Source organism: Rothia sp. HMSC071B01, from assembly GCF_001808945.1.
Taxonomy (GTDB): Bacteria; Actinomycetota; Actinomycetes; order Actinomycetales; family Micrococcaceae; genus Rothia.
The window spans coordinates 122,807-140,107 of record NZ_KV795077.1; the positions used below are offsets into that span (position 1 = coordinate 122,807).

Here is a 17,301-nt window from a genome sequence, read left to right on the forward strand (position 1 = left end):
GGACCGACATGCAAAAATATTCACGTAGGCTCGCGGCACTCGCCGCAGCAGCTTCCCTCGCTCTGACCGGCGTCCTCGCCGGATGCTCCAGCGCAGACAGCGACCACAAGATCCGCATCGGCATCAAAGTAGACCAGCCCGGCCTCGGTTACCAGGACGGCAACACCTACACCGGTTTCGACGTGGAGGTGGCACGCTACGTCGCCGGCAAGCTCGGCTACTCCGAAGAGCAGATTGAGTTCGTAGAATCCCCCGCCGCTAACCGCGAAAACATGCTCAACACTGGTCAGGTAGACATGATTTTTGCGACCTACTCCATCTCTGAAAGCCGCAAGAAGACCGTGGACTTCGCCGGCCCCTACTACACCGCTGGTCAGGACCTGCTCGTGCGTGCCGATAACACCGACATCAAGGGCCCCGACGACCTCAACGGCAAGAACCTCTGCTCCGTGACCGGCTCCACCAGCGCCCAGAAGGTGCAGGACAAGTTCGCCAAGAACGTGAACCTAGTCAAGCAGAACAGCTACTCCGACTGCGTGGTCGCCCTCAACGGCGGCGTGGTGGACGCCGTCACCACCGACGACATAACCCTCGCCGGTCTGGCAGCCACCAAAGCGAACAAGGGCAAGCTGAAAGTGGTCGGCTCCCCCTTCACGACCGAACGCTACGGCGTGGGCCTGCCCAAGGGCACCGACAAGTGCGAAGCCGTGAACAACGCCATCAACGAGATGGTTGCCGATGGCACCTGGGAGAAACTCATCACCAAGTACACCGAAGGCACCGGCTACCACTACAACACCGAAACCAACCCGCCGCACCTGGGCACCTCCTGCGCCTAGGCCTCTAGAGAGGTTCACGAATGTCATTCTTTGACCAACTCGGCGCCCTCCTGTCCAAGTACGATGTGGTTGGCGCCTTCATGACCAATATTGAGCTGACCCTCTGGGCGGCTATTGGCTCGTTCGTCCTCGGTACCGTGCTGGCGCTCATGCGCATCAGCCCCGTCCCGTCCCTGCGCTGGGTGGGCACCGCCTATGTGCATACTGTCCGTAATACTCCGCTCACCATCATGATGACTTTCGCCATTTTGGGTGTGTGGACGCAGTTCCAGCTCTCCTTCTCGCACGATTTCGACACGAACTTCTTCGTGTACGCGGTCATTGCCCTGTCGATTTACCATTCGGCGTTTATCTGCGAGGCGATCCGTTCGGGTGTGAACACCGTGCCGAAGGGTCAGGCTGAGGCGGCACGCGCTATCGGTCTGGGTTTCTTCGACACCGCCCGCCTGGTGATTTTCCCTCAGGCTCTACGCGGCGCCATTACCCCGCTCGGCAATACTCTGATTGCGTTGACGAAGAACAGCACTGTCGCCTCGGTCGCGTCGGTGGCGGAGGCCTCCGGGCTGATGAAATCCATGATTGAGTTCGACGCGAACATGGTGCTTGCTATCTTCATCATGTTTGCGATGGGCTTTGTCATCATTGTTGTTCCCATTGGTGCGTTGACCACCTGGTCATCCCGTAAGCTGGCGGTGAAGCGATGAAAAACCCTTTTATCAGTAATGACACCCGCGCCGCTTCTTCGGTGCTTTTCGACGAGCCGGGTCCTATCGCGCAGCGTCGTATCCGCATCTTCAACATTGCTGCGGTAGTCCTTTTTGCACTATTTGCGGTGTATGTGCTGACCGTGATGGGTCAGAAGGGGCAGCTGGAGGCAGAAAAGTGGACTGACCTGTTCACCGCCCGCGCCTGGAGCTCCTACTACCTGCCGGGCCTTGCCTCGACCCTGTCGGCGGCAGCGGTTTCGGTGGTTACCTCGGTTGCGTTCGGTGTGGTCTTCGGTATTGCTCGACTCTCCCAGTACCGCGTTATCCGCTGGTTCGGCACCGTGGTGGTAGAGTTCTTCCGCGCCGTGCCGGTGCTGATCATGATGATCTTCTTCTGGCTGTTCTTGGGCAAGTACAGCGGCCTTCCGCCGGCTCAGCTGCCCTTCATCGCCGTGGTGATTGGTCTGACCCTGTACAACGGCTCGGTGATTGCTGAGCTACTGCGTTCGGGCGTGAAGCAACTTCCTCGCGGTCAGGGCGAGGCGGGTCTTGCGATTGGTCTGACCCCGACCCAGACGCTGATTCGGATCCTGCTTCCGCAGGCGTTCACCGCGATGATGCCCTCAATGCTCAGCCAGTTCGTTGTGATTCTGAAGGACACCGCCCTCGGTTACATCATCTCCTACCCCGAGCTGCTCGCTTCGGCGCGCCGCATCGGTTCCGGTGACGGCAACGTGCTGCAGACCCTGATTCTGGCGGCGGCACTCTTCGTGACGGTGAACTTCGTGCTGACGGCTGTAGCAACCGGCATTACGGACAGGCTGGCGTCGCGCACCTCCGCAAAGGTGACCCGAAACCTGATTCCGGACGCTCTGGATAACCCGAACCCGCCGACCGTTCAGATGTTCGTTCTGCCCGGCGACCGCAAGTAACCCTTCTCGTTCGGGCTCCTCAGCCAACGATTATCAGCAGATACGGCAAAGCCCCAGCACTCCCCTTTCGGGAGGGTGCGGGGGCTTTCTGCTATGCGGGCTAGTTAGACCCGTCGGGGCTACTTAGCGGCCGATGCCTTCAGACGCTCAGCAGCCTTCGCCACCGCCTCATCGGAGGCGGTCAGGGCAATACGCACGTAGCCTTCGCCGTCCTCGCCGTAGAACACGCCGGGGCCAGCAATAATACCCAGCTCCGCCAGGCGACCAATGGAATCCCAGGTGGACTCACCGAAAGTGGTCCACAGGTACAGGCCAGCCTCAGAGTCCTCAATGCGGCCACCGGCGGCGGTAATCGCCTCCTCCAGCACCTCGCGGCGGGCACGGTACAGGTCCTTCTGCGCCGCCACGTGCGCCTCATCAGCCAACGCAACCATCATCGCAGCCTGCACGGGTGCGGGCACAATCATGCCGGCGTGCTTGCGGCTATTAATCAGGTTCGGCATCAGCTCGGGGGCACCGGCAATGAACGCGGCACGGTAACCGGCGAGGTTCGACTGCTTCGACAGCGAGTACACCGCGAACAGGCCGGTGAAGTCGCCGTCGCACACACGCGGATCCAGGATGGACGGCACCGGCTGACCGCCGCGCGCCTCATCCCAAGCACCCCAGCCAAGCTCCGCATAGCATTCATCGGATGCCACCACGGCACCGATTTCACGCGCCTGCGTCACAATCTCACGCAGCTGCTCCACGGTACGGACCGTGCCGTTCGGGTTCGCCGGGGAGTTCACCCAAATCAGCTTCACACGGCTGCGGGTGTCAGCGTCCAGCTCATCCAAGCTATCGGCGGGCACAGACTCGGCGCGGGCGAAGCGGGCACCCATATCGTAGGTGGGGTACGCAACGCGCGGGTACACGACCACATCGCCCGGGCCCAGGCCCAGCAGGAACGGCAGCCACGCCACGAGCTCCTTCGAACCGACCGTGGGCATGATCGCGTCCGGGCTCAGACCGGTCACGCCGCGGCGGCGCGCAAACCACTCAGCAATAGCCTCACGCAGGGCGGGGGTGCCGTGGGTGGTCGGGTAGCCGGGAGCGTCAGAGGCAGCCGCCAGTGCCTCGCGAATGTTCTGCGGGGTCGGGTCAACCGGGGTGCCGATGGACAGGTCCACCGGGCCGTCCGGGTGGGCGGCCGCGGTTGCGCGGTAGGGGGCGAGCGCCTCCCAGGGGTATTCGGGCAGGTTCAGGCCGTAAGTCATTGTGTCACCTGGTTGCTTGGGAATAGTTTTCGTCATTTTAGTCTAGCGTCCGTGCGCTGGCGTGCCTACAGCAAGAGCCTCCATTCCAGCGCCTAGACGGTGCGTGGGCACCGGGTGCTGTGATGGAGGCTCTTGGCACCCGTTAGCGGGTGCGGTCAGTCTATGCGGTTATACCGTAATTACTCGCCGCAGGGATTACTCGCCACGAGGGGGCAACGCCGCGATGAAGGGCACGTCCTTGCCGGTGGGGCCGAGCTTTGCTGCGCCGCCGGGGGAACCCAGGTCGTCGAAGAAGTCTGCGTTGGCGCTGACGTATTCGCTCCACTCTTCGGGGACGTCGTCTTCGTAGTAGATTGCTTCTACGGGGCAGACGGGCTCGCAGGCGCCGCAGTCCACGCACTCATCCGGGTGGATGTACAGGGTGCGTTCGCCTTCGTAGATGCAGTCGACGGGGCATTCTTCAACGCATGCGCGGTCTTTGACATCCACGCAGGGAAGCGCGATTACGTAGGTCATTGGTGTGCCTTTCTAGAAGCTGTTCGCCCCGTGCCCGCCGGTCTGCGGGTCGTCTGCTGCAGGGCAAAATCTACAGAGTAAACCGCCGAGTAGGTGGTACCCGGCGGGGAAGTCTGTGTATAGTCTATCGCGCGCTGACTGTTTAACAGTATTTTCGTGGTGTATCAGACAGTGGGTCATTGGGTTTGTGGGGGTATTTTTTAGGCTAGGCTGACCTGGTATTTATTTGCATTACGACTAGTCGGCTGGCTTTTAAAAATAGATTAAGCCAAAAATGAAATCTTCGTCACATGAATTTTTTGATGAGGTCGCCGCTATTTCAACCCCGCTAAATTCACCGAATAACGCATAAATTTTCTTCCCTATTTTCCGCTATCCGGGCCTCTGTCCGGCGGGTGCAGAAGACAGCAACTGTGCCGCGCCCAAAACAGCAGGAGGGGCGCCCCGGCAGACCGGAACGCCCCTCCCCCACGTTATGACATAGTAATAGCCTTCAGGCTACTTCTTAGCGCGCGCACGCTGATGCGCCGCACGCGGCGAGAAATACTGCGCGTCCTTCACGCGAGCGCGCGTGTACACGAGCATGCCCAGCATCGCCGCAACCGGGGCACCAAACCACCACAGGGCACCGTAGAAGCCAATCGCCGAATGACCCGGGTTCACCAAAACAAACGGCGAATCGGGGCGACCGTATCCGAGCACGTACACGGTCACGAACACGGCAACAGCCACAACCGCCGCCGCGTAGCCGCGGCGCAGCGACAGGGCGCACCACAGGGCGGTAAAGAAAACCGTCAGGTACGCCACCAGCAAGCCGAGGGGCAGGGCGGTATCACCCGCATAAACGACCCAAGCGTGGTAAATCGACCCGGCAATACCGGCAAAAATACCCAGAATCGAGCCGGTCAGAACGCCCGCCACCAGACCAGCCTCCTGCGGCTTCGGGTGCACGGTCGCCGTCGGGTCACCGTCGAGCACACGGAAAGTCTCTACGGAAGAAATCTTCTGCGGCACCTTATTCGAGTACTCAAAAGTCTTCTCGTCCACCACCGTAATCTGGGTGCGGTGCGCCTCCATTGCCTTGCGCTTGGCGGTGCCGTCACCGTAAATAGCAGCCTGCAGGCGCTGATCAGCCGCGTCGAACTCACCCTCAATACCCCAGGTAAGAATCGGGCGGTCCTCGTCATCTTCAAGAATCTGCAGGGCACGGTGCACAATCTCGTACACGCGCACGTGGTCGGGGTGGCCGTAGCCGCCGTCCGAATCGTAGGTGACCAGAACATCCGGGGTGAGGGCGCGGATAGCGGCAACCAGCGCCTGAGCCTGCGGTTCCAGCGGCTGCGCGGTCAACGAGTCCTCCGCCGCCACCGGGTTGGCGACGGGCTTACCCTCCGGGCCCCACGCCATGCCGGAGTCACGGTACAGGGGCAGCGCGCCCTCAGCGACGGCGGGTTCCTGACCCAGGAAGAATTGCTTCTTCACGCCGAGTGCCTTAATAGCGCCGGCAAGCTCACCGGTGCGATACTCACCCAGCGCCTCACCATTATCACGGCAGCCGGGCTTACCGACCTCCAGGTGGTGTAGCTCCTCGGGGATGACCTCACCTAGTTCACCGCGGGTAGCGGTCAGCAGGTACACCTCCGCGCCCTTCTGCGCATAGTACGCCATGGTTGCGCCGGTCGAGGAGGTTTCGTCGTCCGGGTGTGCATGCACAAACAGGATGCGTGCCTTCTTCGCATCGTAGTTATTCGGCAGCAGGTCACGGCGCGATCCGGGGGCGATGCGCTCACCCTGCGTGGGATAGCTAGGGGTCGCAGAATCAGGCTGAGTGTTCTCGGTTTCAGACACAGGCTTTCCCTCTCATACGCAGGGTTGGGTTTCTTAGACGGTCAAAGCGCGCCGGCAATTTACATCGTTGAGTAGCAGACGTTGAGTAGCTGACGGGTGCCACCACCGTGCAGGCGCATTATTTTATCTTACACACTCGCATGCACAGCGCGGGGTGTTCGGGCTTTTCGGAGGCGGTTTTAGGCAGCGCGCAGAAGCACAATTCCGCCCCCATACCTCTCCCCCGCCGATATTTTCCGAAGGCGTTCGAGGGTTAAACAGAACCGCCGCCACCTTCCATACAGAAGGTAGCGGCGGCTCTATGCGACAGTTACAACCACTAGGAAGTAACTTCGGCAGTATTAGTCGTTCGCACGGGCGCGGCGGCGGAACTCGCGGACACGCTCGTTGGAATCCAGGATAACCTTGCGGATACGAATCGCCTCGGGGGTCACCTCAACGCACTCGTCTTCACGAGCGAACTCCAGGCACTCTTCCAGGGTCAGCTTCTTCGGCGGGGTCAGGTTTTCGAAGTTGTCCGCGGTCGAAGAACGCATGTTGGTCAGCTTCTTTTCCTTGGTGATGTTAACTTCCATGTCGTCTGCACGGGAGTTCATACCAACGATCATGCCCTCGTACACCTCGGAGGTGGGCTCCACGAAGAAGGTGCCACGCTCCTGCAGGTTGATCATCGCGTAGGGGGTCACCACGCCGGCACGGTCAGCAATCAGCGAACCGTTGGTGCGGTACTCAATGTCGCCAGCCCACGGCTCGTGCTCAATCGAGTAGGAGGAAGAAATACCGGCACCGCGGGTCTCAGTCAGGAACTGGGTACGGAAACCAATCAGACCACGTGCGGGAACAGCGAACTCCATACGGACCCAACCGGTACCGTGGTTCGCCATGTTCTCCATGCGGCCCTTACGTGCAGCCATCAGCTGGGTGACAGCGCCCAGGTACTCCTCGGGCACGTCAATGATCATGTGCTCCATGGGCTCGTAGACCTTGCCGTCGATGGTCTTGGTAACCACCTGGGGCTTACCCACGGTCAGCTCGAAGCCTTCGCGGCGCATCTGCTCCACGAGGATAGCCAGGGCGAGCTCGCCACGACCCTGAACTTCCCACGCGTCCGGACGCTGGGTGGGCAGAACCTTGATGGACACGTTACCAATCAGCTCGCGGTCCAGGCGGTCCTTCACCTGACGTGCGGTGACCTTTGCGCCCTTGACTCGGCCAGCCAGCGGGGAGGTGTTAATACCGATGGTCATGGAGATCGCGGGATCGTCCACCTTAATCAGCGGCAGGGGCTTGGGGTTCTCAGCGTCGGTGAGGGTTTCACCAATGGTGATGTCCTCGATACCAGCCACTGCGACAATCTCGCCGGGACCAGCGGACTCTGCGGGAACGCGCTCGAGAGCCTTAGTCGCCAGCAGCTCGGAGATGCGGACGTTCTTGATTTCACCGTCGTGACGTGCCCACGCAACGGTCTGACCCTTCTTCAGGGTGCCGTTGAAGATACGGACCAGTGCCAGACGACCCAGGAACGGGGAGGAGTCCAGGTTGGTCACGTGTGCCTGCAGAACCTCGTTGGGATCGTAGGTGGGGGCGGGCACGTGCTCGATGATGGTCTTGAACAGCGGCTCAAGGTCGTCGTTGTCGGGCAGCTGGCCGTCTGCGGGCTGGTTCAGGGATGCAGCGCCAGCCTTACCGGATGCGTACACCACCGGAACGTTCAGCACAGCGTCCAGGTCCAGGTCAGGAACCTCGTCCGCCAGGTCAGATGCCAGGCCGAGCAGCAGGTCCATGGACTCGCCAACGACCTCGTCGATACGGGAGTCGGGACGGTCCACCTTGTTCACCACGAGGATCACGGGCAGCTTAGCAGCCAGTGCCTTACGCAGCACGAAGCGGGTCTGGGGCAGCGGACCTTCGGATGCGTCCACGAGCAGCACAACGCCGTCAACCATGGACAGGCCGCGCTCCACCTCGCCACCGAAGTCGGCGTGGCCGGGGGTGTCAATAACGTTAATGGTGATGGTCTCACCGTTGGCGGAAGGGCCGTTGTAGAACACGGTGGTGTTCTTCGCCAGAATGGTGATGCCCTTTTCCTTTTCGAGGTCGCCGGAGTCCATGACTCGGTCTTCAACATCTGCGTGGGCAGAGAAGGCGTGGGTCTGCTGCAGCATCGCGTCGACGATGGTGGTCTTGCCGTGGTCAACGTGTGCCACGATAGCCACATTGCGAAGGTCGGGGCGCGAAGCGGTGTTTTCAGACATGCGTTAAGTTTCTCGCTTAAATCTAGGGGATAGTCTTGCCAACGGGTGCGCTCTAGACAGCGCAGGGGGTCACAGGGCAGTACCCACAGATAGGTATCTGGTGGTCGTTGCCGGTTTGGGTGTTTGCCGATGGACCCGCTCTGCGATGAGAACGTTTCCGGGCACGCCAAAACGGACCCCCCTCCGTTGGGCTTAGCTACCAGTGTATCACTAGGGCTTTTCTGCGAGCCACTCATCAATCATGCGGCGAGCGACGGCGTTCGTGCCGGGCAGCTCCAGCTTGGCGGGGTCATCCTCGTCACTGTTGCCACGTTCCTCCGAAATAGCAATCGCCTCACGCAGCTCAGCGGCGGTGAACCAGCGTGCGGCACGAATCTCACCGTCGTGGTGGATGATGGTTTCGTTCTCATCCACGCGCACCCGGTAGCAAATCATGAGCGAACGCGGGAAAGGCCACACATCGCTCATACGGTACTCGGTGCTGAGGGCGTGCAGGCCGGTTTCTTCGTAGACTTCGCGGGCGATTGCCTCTTCGAGGTTTTCGCCGGGGTCAACGAATCCGGCGATGAGCGCAAAACGGTTGGGGTGCCACTGGCGGTTGTTTGCCAGCAGTACGCGCTCGCCGTCACGGCTGGTCACCAGCGCCATGACGGCGGGTTCGATACGGGGGAACACCATTTCGCCCGAGGCGGTGCGGCGGATTCCCTTGGAGCCGAGGGGCGCCTCTTCGCCGCTGTAGGCGGAGTAGCTCATGTCGATGAGGTAGTCGCGGCGTGCAAGGGCGGTTGCGTAGTGGGCGCGGCCTTCCGGGTCCTCGTGGACCGGGTAGTACCAGAAGCCACTGCTGGAGGCGCGCACCCGAGGATTATTCAGGTCAGCGGCGATCTGCGCGAGGGTTTCATCCTCACAGTAGAGCACGTGCACCTCCGCACCACTATTCTTCTGGGCGTCAGCACCGTAGGCGGCGGGGCGGATTATGCTGCGCGCCAGGATAGCTTCCTCAGGCAGCGGCTCGGCAGCATCGTTACCGGTCAGGTAGTGCACGGTTCCGTCAGCGTTGAGAAGGGTTTCCCCTTCGCGAGAAAGGAGCAGGTAGCGCGGTGTATGAGTATCAGCGGGAGTGTGTTCAGATGAAGAAGTCATAGGTTTTACTCTACTCCGCTCACCTCCATTCCGTTCAAACAGCCCGCGCGCGTGGCAACCGTTTGCCTGGCAAAACCAAAAGCCGACTCCCCTCCCAACTAAACTACCCTCGTTACCCAACAGTCCACGAGGTGTAGAAAAGCCGACAAAGCACAGCAAAGCCCCCTCCCGCACGCAACGGAAGGGGGCACTGCACTCTTCACAATCTTATCAGGTGCGTTACTTTGCGGTGGTTCCCTTCGGGTCCCAACCAGCGGCAAGGGCACGCTCGTAGATAATATCGGTCAGGGTTGCCTCATAGACATTCGTCAGGTGGTTCGAGTCAGCGTACATGTAGACGTTGCCCTGAATCACGGAGCACTTGCCGTCGGGGCAGTACACATCCTTCAGATCGATCTGGTAGGCGCCACGATCAGCGTACTTGGCGAAAATCGGGGCGGCAGGATCATCACCGTACTTTGCTTCCACCGGTTCAGAGCAGTCATCGATATTCTTCGCTTTCATAGCACACATGTACATGTCAGAGGCGAAACGCGGGTTATCGCGAATACCAATAACCTGAATACCTGCGTCGGTTAGCTTGCGCAAAGTCTCGTCTAGACCGGGGTCTACGGTTTCGCCCTCAGCGGTTGCTGCTGTGGTGGTCGAAATAATAAATACAGTAGAGGGCTTGGCCGCCAGAATTTCAGCGGTCGCATTCTCACTGAACGGGATGCAACGCTTCATGAACCCATTCACCGTATTCGCAGGCTGGGTGAAAGGATAGGGGCAGCCGGTTAGCAACAGGTTCAGCTGATTAGCACCCACCTGCTTAGAAATGCCTTTCAGAGCTTCTGTCTTCTGCAGGGCATGAGAGCTGCCCACCACGGCGAAGAGAGGCGCATCATCGGAAGCGTTCTTCGTATAGCCGCAGCTAATGTCCAATTGTTCATTAATCAGAACATAAGAGCCCTTACAGCCGGTATCCCAGGGGACGAATAGACTAGCAATAGTAGCGTTCTTCGGAATGGGATTAGCCTCAACGAGTTCCTTATCGGGTGAGAGCGCACGCGCACCGGGGTAGGTGTCGACATCATTCTGGACGCTAGCCATCGCATTGCTGATGACCTGCGCGTCACGCTGCTCAGCCAGTGCGCGGGTACCGAGCACGGTCGGTGCGACCAGGGCAAGAATTGCTGCGACGAACGCAATATTGCCAGCCCACGCTGCGTAGGAGGTCACGGGGCGCTTGAACTTCAGCTTGGAGGCGAGTGCCGGTAGGAAGTTATCGGATGCCGAGCGCAGGGGCTTCTCCACGAAGCGGTTCAGAACCCACGCCAGGCCAATCGATGCAGCAATCAGTACGGTGCCTTCGAGGAAGGAGACGCGCGGCTTACCCACGGCGGCGCTGTACAGCACGAGCATGGGCCAGTGCACCAGGTACAGGGCGTAGGAAATGTTGCCCAGGTTCAGCAGCGGCTTGGACACCAGCAGGCGGTCAATTGCGAACTTGTGGTCGGTGCGGCCGGCAATAATGACCAGCGCGCCGGAGAGAATCGGCCACAGCGCCAGGAAGCCGGGGAATGCCTTCTCCACGGGCAGCACGGCACCGCAGGTAATCAGACCGATGATACCGATCCAGCCCATGGCCACGCGGGTGCCCATGTGCGCGGGCTTCCACTTGAGGGTCATGATGGCGAGCAGGGTACCGACCGCGAACTCCCAGAGGCGGGTGCGGGTGTCAAAGTAGGCGTATGCCGCGAAGTTCTTGGTCTCCCAGACGGAGAACGCGAAGGATGCGCAGAAGACTAGGCCGAAGACCAGCACGGCAGCGGGTACCGGCTTGATACGAGTCTTCTTCACCAGCAGAGCGGCGATTGCGAAGAGCACCGGCCACAGCAGGAAGATCTGACCCTGAATGGACAGGGACCAGAAGTGCAGGAAGGGCGACTTGCCGCCGGTGTTAGAGGCAAAGTAATTCACCGAGTTATTCGCCAGGTTCCAGTTCTGCCAGTAGAACAGGGACGCCTGCGCGTCCACGGCACGTGCGCTCCAGATGGTCGGCGAGAGCACCAGGAAGCTACCGGCGAGGGTCAGCAGAATCACGACCGACGCTGCGGGCAGCAGACGGGTGAACACGTGGGTCCAGTAGTTCAGGAGCTTGAGGGGCTTACCCTCATTGATTTTCCGCATGAAGGAAAGCGAAAGCAGGAATGCGGAAATGAAGAGAAAGACATCCACTCCGCCGGACACCTTACCCACCCACACATGGTAGATCACGACAAGCAGTACTGCGAACGCACGAAGACCCTGGATTTCAGGGCGGAAGCCGCGACTTTCCAGGAAAGATTCGTAGGGAGGATTCTGGTCGGTTTTGGACACACGAATCCCCTTGAAAAGATTAAATGCCATGTTTGGTTGTCCTGAGTGTTAAAGGCTTAGCCTCTACCCCAAAAGTCGTACCGGGTAGAACGCTGTATATGAGCATCTAGTGGATATTTCTTGGGGTGTTTCATGACCCCAGATACTTTGAGCCCTGGTCTAAGATTCTTTGAACTATATAGTCTAATGTTCTTTAAAGTGAAACTTCAAAGATTGTGGGCTTTCTCCCAGTCCCTCTGCGGCTCATTCCCTCTGCCGGTGGATACACACCCGACAAGGCATGTCACCATCTTCGATTTCTTCGAATTGCTCACTTCTTTTCTGTGCCGCTCACAGCAGTGCCAGGTTTCGATTTTTTCGCCGTATCGTTCCATATCACCTTCGAAAGAGGTGACAGAGACCCCCGAAAATAAGAGAATGGAAACATGACTACTTCTATTGACCCCACGACCACCTCCGCGTGGTCTGCTCTGTCCGCTCACCACAAGTCCCTCACTCCGAACCTGCGCGAATGGTTTGCCGCTGACCCGGAACGTGCGCAGAAGCTCAGCTTCACCGCCGACGAACTGCACGTCGACCTGTCCAAGAACCTGATTACCTCCGAAACCGTTGAGCTGCTGGTCAAGCTCGCTGAAGAGGTCAAGCTGGAGCAGGCTCGCGAGGCGATGTTCTCCGGCGAGCACATTAACGTCACCGAGGACCGCGCAGTACTGCACACCGCGCTGCGCCGCCCCGAGGGTTACACCCCGGCACTGACCGTTGACGGTCAGGACGTAGACGCAGACGTTCACGCCGTGCTGAAGAAGATCTACGCATTCGCTGAGCGCGTGCGCAACGGCGAGTGGACCGGCATCACCGGCAAGCGCATCGAGACCGTTGTGAACATCGGTATCGGCGGCTCCGACCTGGGCCCGGTCATGGTGTACGAGGCTCTCAAGCCCTACGCTGATGCAGGCATCACCGCACGCTTCATCTCCAACATTGACCCGACCGACGTGGCTGAGAAGGTCTCCGGCCTGGACCCCGAGACCACCCTGTTCATCGTCGCCTCCAAGACTTTCGGCACCCTCGAAACCCTCACCAACGCGCGCGTGGCCCGCGAGTGGCTGCTGTCCGCACTGGCTGAGGCTGGCGCTCTGGAAGGTAAGGAAGCATCCGAGGCTGTGGCTAAGCACTTCGTGGCTGTCTCCACCGCACTGGATAAGGTTGCAGCATTCGGCATTGACCCCGAGAACGCTTTCGGCTTCTGGGATTGGGTTGGCGGCCGCTACTCTGTAGACTCCGCGATCGGTACCTCCTTGGCTATCGTTTTCGGTCCGAAGGTTTTCGCTGAATTCCTCGCCGGCTTCCACGCGATGGATGAGCACTTCCGCACCGCTCCCCTGGCTCAGAACGTACCCGTTCTGATGGGTCTGCTGAACATCTGGAACGTGAACTTCCTCGGTGCTGAGACCCACGCGGTTCTGCCCTACGACCAGTACCTGCACCGCTTCCCCGCATACCTGCAGCAGCTGACCATGGAGTCCAACGGCAAGTCCGTTCGCGCGGACGGCTCCTTCGTCAACTACGCAACCGGTGAAGTGTTCTGGGGCGAGCCCGGCACCAACGGCCAGCACGCTTTCTACCAGCTGATTCACCAGGGTACCCGCCTGATTCCCGCGGACTTCCTGGCATTCGCTAACCCGGTCCACCCGACCAAGGACGGCGAGCAGGACGTTCACGAGCTGTTCCTGGCTAACTTCTTCGCACAGTCCCAGGCTCTTGCTTTCGGCAAGACCGAGGAAGAGGTTCGTGCAGAGGGCACCGCAGAGCACGTGGTCAACGCACGTATCTTCAGCGGTAACCGCCCCTCCACCTCCATCATGGCGCCGCGCCTGACCCCGCGCGTTCTGGGCTCCCTGATTGCCCTGTACGAGCACATCACCTTCGTTCAGGGTGTTGTTTGGGGTATTGACTCCTTCGACCAGTGGGGTGTTGAGCTCGGTAAGAAGCTGGCGCTGGACCTGGTTCCCGCTATTGAGGGTGACCGCGAGGTTCTGGCTCGTCAGGATTCTTCGACCGCTTCGCTGATTGATTACTACCTGAAGAACCGCACCAAGTAGTAGCTCAAACATAGCCCCGAGGGTTTTATGGCCCGCGGGTATAGGATGCACAAACCGCCGGATAGGCTCCCAGCTAGGGAGGCTATCCGGCGGTTTTGTTATACGGGTTTTAGCTCTATACCGTGCTGCTAGTTCACGGCGGGCAGGGTGTCGGAGGCAACCTCAGCGATAATGCGCACCACGGTGGATTCGGGCAGCTGCGGGATGCCCTGCTCGTCACGCACCACGCCACCGGCGTCACGGTGGGCGGTCATGCCGGTGTCTTCGGTGGCCTCTTCGCCGTCGGCGCAGGTTGCGGGCACGTGCACGAATCCGGCGGGGATGCTCAGGCCCAGTTCACGGCTGATGCGCTGGCCCTCGTAGAACACGTGGTTGCACACGTAGGTTCCGGCGGTGTACGAGATCTCGACCGGCTCCCCCGCCGCACGCAGACGCTCAAAGCTGGCGCGCACCGGCAGGGAGGAGAAGTACGCCTCCTGACCGCCCGGAGCGATCGGCTCATCGCAGCGCTGGTCGCCGTCGTTATCTTCAATACCGGCGGAGTCCAGGTTGATAGCGACCTGTTCGAGGCTGACCACGTCGCGGCCGACCGCCACGCCCAGGCTGATGAGCGCATCGGGCTGCACATCCTGCAGGGCAGTGCGCAGGGCGGTGCTGGAACCGTCGTAGCTGACGGGCAGCTCGCGGGTGATGACGTTCAAATCCGGGCGCATCCGGGTCAGCAGACGCTGAGCGCCTTCGGCGAGCGCTACGGTGGGGTTCACGGGCACGCCGGGGAACGGGCCGAAGAAGGTCAGCAGCAGGGTGCGTGCCTGGTTGGGGGTGGTTGCCATAGTCAATCTCGTTTCCTGCGTTGGTTTTATGCAGTGTTGGCTTTATTCAGCAGTGTTCTTTGCAGCAGCGTTCTTTTCGGAGGCGCGGCGTTCCAGATCCTTGGCGAGCACCTCCAGCAGCTCTTCGGGGGTGGTGGCGATGATGAGCTCGTCCAGGTAGCGTTCGTTAAGCAGGCCGGTGGACGCCATGTAGTGCATCGCGTCGATGAGCTTGTCCCAGTAGCCGTTGACGTTCAGCAGCGCGACCGGCTTGGAGTGAATATCGAGGAACTGCCAGCTGAAAACTTCAAAGAACTCTTCGAGGGTGCCGGGGCCGCCGGGCATGGCGACGAACGCGTCAGCCTTCTCAATCATGGCGATTTTGCGCTGGTGCATAGTGTCCACAATGTCGAGGGTGGTCTGGCCGGGGTACACGCCCTCCAGGCCGACCAGCTTGTGGGTGACCACGCCGTAGACCACGCCGCCGGCGTCCAGGGTTGCGCCCGCGACGGTGCCCATGAGGCCGGTGCGGCCACCTCCGTACACCACGCCAATATTGTTCTGGGCGCAGAGGGTGCCGAGCTCCTGGGCGCGGGTGGTGAAGAGCGGGTCGTTGCCGGAGCGTGCCCCGCAGTAGACGGCGAGGTTGTAGTCAGTCTTCTTCATGGTTCTCCTTGGGGTGTATGGGGGGGGTTCCGGGGTGGAGCGCCTCTATGCGTTCTACCCGCGATAAATGTTGCTGTGTTGAGGGTACCGGATGCACCTGTGTACCTCATGTGTGCCGCTCGCCGGTTCAGGGGCGCGTTGGGCGCGGTGGTTACGGTAGCGGGGTGCGTGCCAGCAGCGGGAAGATCTGCTCGGTATTCAGCGGTGCCTGCGATGCAGAATCGAAGGGGCTACTCATGGCGGGGTTGACCCAGCGCAGCTCAGCGATTTCGGCCTGCGGCACCAGCGAAGCCAGCTGCTCGTGTTGTTCGTCGGTGGGTGCGTATTCGTAGGTTTCGGCGCGTACCGTAAAGCCTGCCTCGTTCAGTGCCGCCGCTTCCAGGAGTCCGAGGTGGTGCATCCGGGCGGGGTCGGGGGTGAGCCCGATTTCTTCGTTCACTTCGCGGCAGGCGGTCTGTAGCGGGGTCTCCCCCGGTTCGGGTTTGCCGCCGGGCATCATGAACCCGTCGCTGCCCTGCTTGCGCACGGTGAGTACGAGTCCGTCCCGGTTGCGGATTGCTACAGCGCACACGTTCACGACGCGGTGCGCGCTGTCGATGGCGCTGTGCTCAGTAGCGCTGGGTTCAGCGGGCGGGGCGGGCGGGGTTGCTTCTACTCGGTTCTGCGGGTTCTTCTGCGTGGGCATCTTTCTACCCTAGCATTTCCGTATCCTCCACCCGGCGCAGTGCGTATTTGTCTTATTATTCCGCCCTATTGTGCGCCCTGTAGGCGTTGGTTTTACGTAATATTTCGGCGAGTTATGTTATGTCCGGTTCATGTGTTTAGGCGCGTGTTACGGTGTAATTAACCGCGATGTCGCGGTACCGTATACGCACTCGACTTGGCGCGATACAGGAAGAGTGCGGATCACTCAATCACCCATGTAGAAGGAACTTCATGATGGCTAACTCTTCTCGTGCCCGCCGCTACGGTAGCGCCGGCGCTTCTGTTCTTCTTGCCGCATCCTTGAGCCTGGGCGCTCTGCCTTCTGTTGCAGCGGCTAATACCCCGAATCCGGATAACCCGCCGGTTATTACGGTCTACAACTACAAGGTTGAGACCAATACCCGTCAGCTGAAGACTGCCCTGCGTCTGAACAAGATTACGTTCAAGGCGTCGAAACTGCCCGCGAAAACTACCGCTTTTGCCCCGGCATTGCACGAGGCAAACCATAGGGGTTTCCCGTTTCTGAACCCGATTCAGACGGTGCGCGTTGAGGGCCCATTCAAGGATGGCACGGCGACTGCGACCCATTACGTTCCCGGTAGCCTGATTGACCCGGCGAAGAACTACAGCTTCGTCGCTAATATCATCGTTGATGGTTACGGTGGCGGTCAGGTTCTGCGCATGGACGTTGTGAAGGATAGCGCCGCACCGGTTCTGCACGTGGATTCGCCGCGTCTGAACACCAAGGGTGAGACTGTGTTGAAGGTGCGCGGTACCGGCTACACCGGTGAGGCGACCCCGCACGGTGTGCGCGTGGTGGTGTCTGATACGAATGTGTGGGTTCCCGGCCGTTTTCCTCAGCAGGGTATGCGTTTCGTGGCTGAGGTGACCGTACCTGCTTCGCAGATTCACAACGGTGCTTTTGAGACGGAGGTGAAGGTCCCGGCGGATGTTGCGGCGACGCTGAATACCTCTCACAAGTACATTGCGGGCACCATGGCTGCCGGAGTTGAGGGTGCTGAGTACGGTTCGTTTGATGCTCAGAAGCCTCTTGAGCTTTTCGCGCAGGAGCCCGTGGTTTCTGCGGTTCCGACCTATGCTCCGACGGTGGCTCCTCTGCCTGAGGCAACTATCGGTGTGAACCCGACCGACGCAC

13 protein-coding genes and 1 pseudogene are annotated in these 17,301 nt (G+C 60.3%); 5 read left to right on the plus strand and 9 right to left on the minus strand.

Annotation, left to right across the window (positions count from 1 at the left end):
* The first annotated feature begins 8 nt into the window (after window positions 1-8).
* The 3 genes from HMPREF2527_RS08125 to HMPREF2527_RS08135 are packed head-to-tail and all read left to right on the plus strand — an operon-like array spanning window position 9 to window position 2,478.
* On the plus strand, window positions 9-839 hold the full coding sequence (locus HMPREF2527_RS08125) for a glutamate ABC transporter substrate-binding protein (protein ID WP_005508488.1): 831 nt from the start codon (window positions 9-11) through the stop codon (window positions 837-839).
* Window positions 840-859: 20 nt separating this feature from the next.
* Entirely contained in the window at window positions 860-1,543 is a 684-nt protein-coding gene (locus tag HMPREF2527_RS08130) for an amino acid ABC transporter permease (protein WP_060824495.1), read from the plus strand.
* Complete coding sequence (locus HMPREF2527_RS08135; RefSeq protein WP_005508486.1) at window positions 1,540-2,478, plus strand: amino acid ABC transporter permease; 939 nt, start codon at window positions 1,540-1,542, stop codon at window positions 2,476-2,478. Before HMPREF2527_RS08130 ends, HMPREF2527_RS08135 begins: the two co-directional genes overlap by 4 nt.
* Window positions 2,479-2,597: 119 nt before the next feature.
* Here the strand turns inward: HMPREF2527_RS08135 and dapC are convergent, their stop codons facing one another.
* From dapC to HMPREF2527_RS08165, 6 genes are all read right to left on the minus strand, one after another.
* Window positions 2,598-3,737, minus strand: a complete 1,140-nt coding sequence (dapC, locus tag HMPREF2527_RS08140) for a succinyldiaminopimelate transaminase (protein ID WP_070507649.1) — start codon at window positions 3,735-3,737, stop codon at window positions 2,598-2,600.
* Window positions 3,738-3,932: 195 nt separating this feature from the next.
* A complete protein-coding gene (gene fdxA / locus HMPREF2527_RS08145) occupies window positions 3,933-4,253 on the minus strand; it encodes a ferredoxin (protein WP_005505213.1) in 321 nt (106 codons plus the stop codon).
* A 498-nt stretch (window positions 4,254-4,751) separates the two neighbouring features.
* Window positions 4,752-6,101 carry a PIG-L family deacetylase gene (locus HMPREF2527_RS08150; protein WP_049347063.1) on the minus strand — a complete coding sequence of 450 codons (1,350 nt, stop codon included), beginning with the start codon at window positions 6,099-6,101 and terminating at the stop codon, window positions 4,752-4,754.
* A 341-nt stretch (window positions 6,102-6,442) separates the two neighbouring features.
* Window positions 6,443-8,356: a translational GTPase TypA gene (gene typA, locus HMPREF2527_RS08155; protein ID WP_049347061.1), complete on the minus strand. Its 1,914-nt coding sequence runs from the start codon at window positions 8,354-8,356 to the stop codon at window positions 6,443-6,445.
* 210 nt (window positions 8,357-8,566) lie between these two features.
* A complete protein-coding gene (locus tag HMPREF2527_RS08160) occupies window positions 8,567-9,499 on the minus strand; it encodes an NAD(+) diphosphatase (protein WP_070507651.1) in 933 nt (310 codons plus the stop codon).
* Window positions 9,500-9,718: 219 nt separating this feature from the next.
* On the minus strand, window positions 9,719-11,890 hold the full coding sequence (locus HMPREF2527_RS08165) for an acyltransferase family protein (RefSeq protein ID WP_070507653.1): 2,172 nt from the start codon (window positions 11,888-11,890) through the stop codon (window positions 9,719-9,721).
* A gap of 395 nt (window positions 11,891-12,285) precedes the next feature.
* Here HMPREF2527_RS08165 and pgi point away from each other — a divergent pair, with 395 nt between their 5' ends.
* Window positions 12,286-13,962 carry a glucose-6-phosphate isomerase gene (gene pgi / locus HMPREF2527_RS08170; protein WP_070507655.1) on the plus strand — a complete coding sequence of 559 codons (1,677 nt, stop codon included), beginning with the start codon at window positions 12,286-12,288 and terminating at the stop codon, window positions 13,960-13,962.
* Window positions 13,963-14,090: 128 nt separating this feature from the next.
* Here the strand turns inward: pgi and HMPREF2527_RS08175 are convergent, their stop codons facing one another.
* The 3 genes from HMPREF2527_RS08175 to HMPREF2527_RS08185 all read right to left on the minus strand — a co-directional run bounded on the left by HMPREF2527_RS08175 (window position 14,091) and on the right by HMPREF2527_RS08185 (window position 16,125).
* Window positions 14,091-14,795, minus strand: coding sequence for a pyroglutamyl-peptidase I (locus HMPREF2527_RS08175; protein WP_070507657.1), 705 nt, complete (start codon window positions 14,793-14,795; stop codon window positions 14,091-14,093).
* A gap of 42 nt (window positions 14,796-14,837) precedes the next feature.
* Window positions 14,838-15,440 carry an LOG family protein gene (locus tag HMPREF2527_RS08180; RefSeq protein WP_070507660.1) on the minus strand — a complete coding sequence of 201 codons (603 nt, stop codon included), beginning with the start codon at window positions 15,438-15,440 and terminating at the stop codon, window positions 14,838-14,840.
* A gap of 151 nt (window positions 15,441-15,591) precedes the next feature.
* Window positions 15,592-16,125, minus strand: a complete 534-nt coding sequence (locus HMPREF2527_RS08185) for an NUDIX hydrolase (protein ID WP_210390386.1) — start codon at window positions 16,123-16,125, stop codon at window positions 15,592-15,594.
* Window positions 16,126-16,379: 254 nt separating this feature from the next.
* Between HMPREF2527_RS08185 and HMPREF2527_RS08190 the strand changes: the two are divergent.
* Window positions 16,380-17,301, plus strand: a pseudogene (locus tag HMPREF2527_RS08190) (hypothetical protein); the annotation flags it as partial.

What these genes read in the sequence shown, in the direction of transcription:
- HMPREF2527_RS08125 (WP_005508488.1), top strand. Translation starts at nt 9, where the DNA reads ATGCAAAAATATTCACGTAGGCTCGCGGCACTCGCCGCAGCAGCTTCC.
- HMPREF2527_RS08130 (WP_060824495.1), top strand. Translation starts at nt 860, where the DNA reads ATGTCATTCTTTGACCAACTCGGCGCCCTCCTGTCCAAGTACGATGTG.
- HMPREF2527_RS08135 (WP_005508486.1), top strand. Translation starts at nt 1,540, where the DNA reads ATGAAAAACCCTTTTATCAGTAATGACACCCGCGCCGCTTCTTCGGTG.
- dapC (WP_070507649.1), bottom strand. Translation starts at nt 3,737, where the DNA reads ATGACTTACGGCCTGAACCTGCCCGAATACCCCTGGGAGGCGCTCGCC.
- fdxA (WP_005505213.1), bottom strand. Translation starts at nt 4,253, where the DNA reads ATGACCTACGTAATCGCGCTTCCCTGCGTGGATGTCAAAGACCGCGCA.
- typA (WP_049347061.1), bottom strand. Translation starts at nt 8,356, where the DNA reads ATGTCTGAAAACACCGCTTCGCGCCCCGACCTTCGCAATGTGGCTATC.
- HMPREF2527_RS08160 (WP_070507651.1), bottom strand. Translation starts at nt 9,499, where the DNA reads ATGACTTCTTCATCTGAACACACTCCCGCTGATACTCATACACCGCGC.
- HMPREF2527_RS08165 (WP_070507653.1), bottom strand. Translation starts at nt 11,890, where the DNA reads ATGGCATTTAATCTTTTCAAGGGGATTCGTGTGTCCAAAACCGACCAG.
- pgi (WP_070507655.1), top strand. Translation starts at nt 12,286, where the DNA reads ATGACTACTTCTATTGACCCCACGACCACCTCCGCGTGGTCTGCTCTG.
- HMPREF2527_RS08175 (WP_070507657.1), bottom strand. Translation starts at nt 14,795, where the DNA reads ATGGCAACCACCCCCAACCAGGCACGCACCCTGCTGCTGACCTTCTTC.
- HMPREF2527_RS08180 (WP_070507660.1), bottom strand. Translation starts at nt 15,440, where the DNA reads ATGAAGAAGACTGACTACAACCTCGCCGTCTACTGCGGGGCACGCTCC.
- HMPREF2527_RS08185 (WP_210390386.1), bottom strand. Translation starts at nt 16,125, where the DNA reads ATGCCCACGCAGAAGAACCCGCAGAACCGAGTAGAAGCAACCCCGCCC.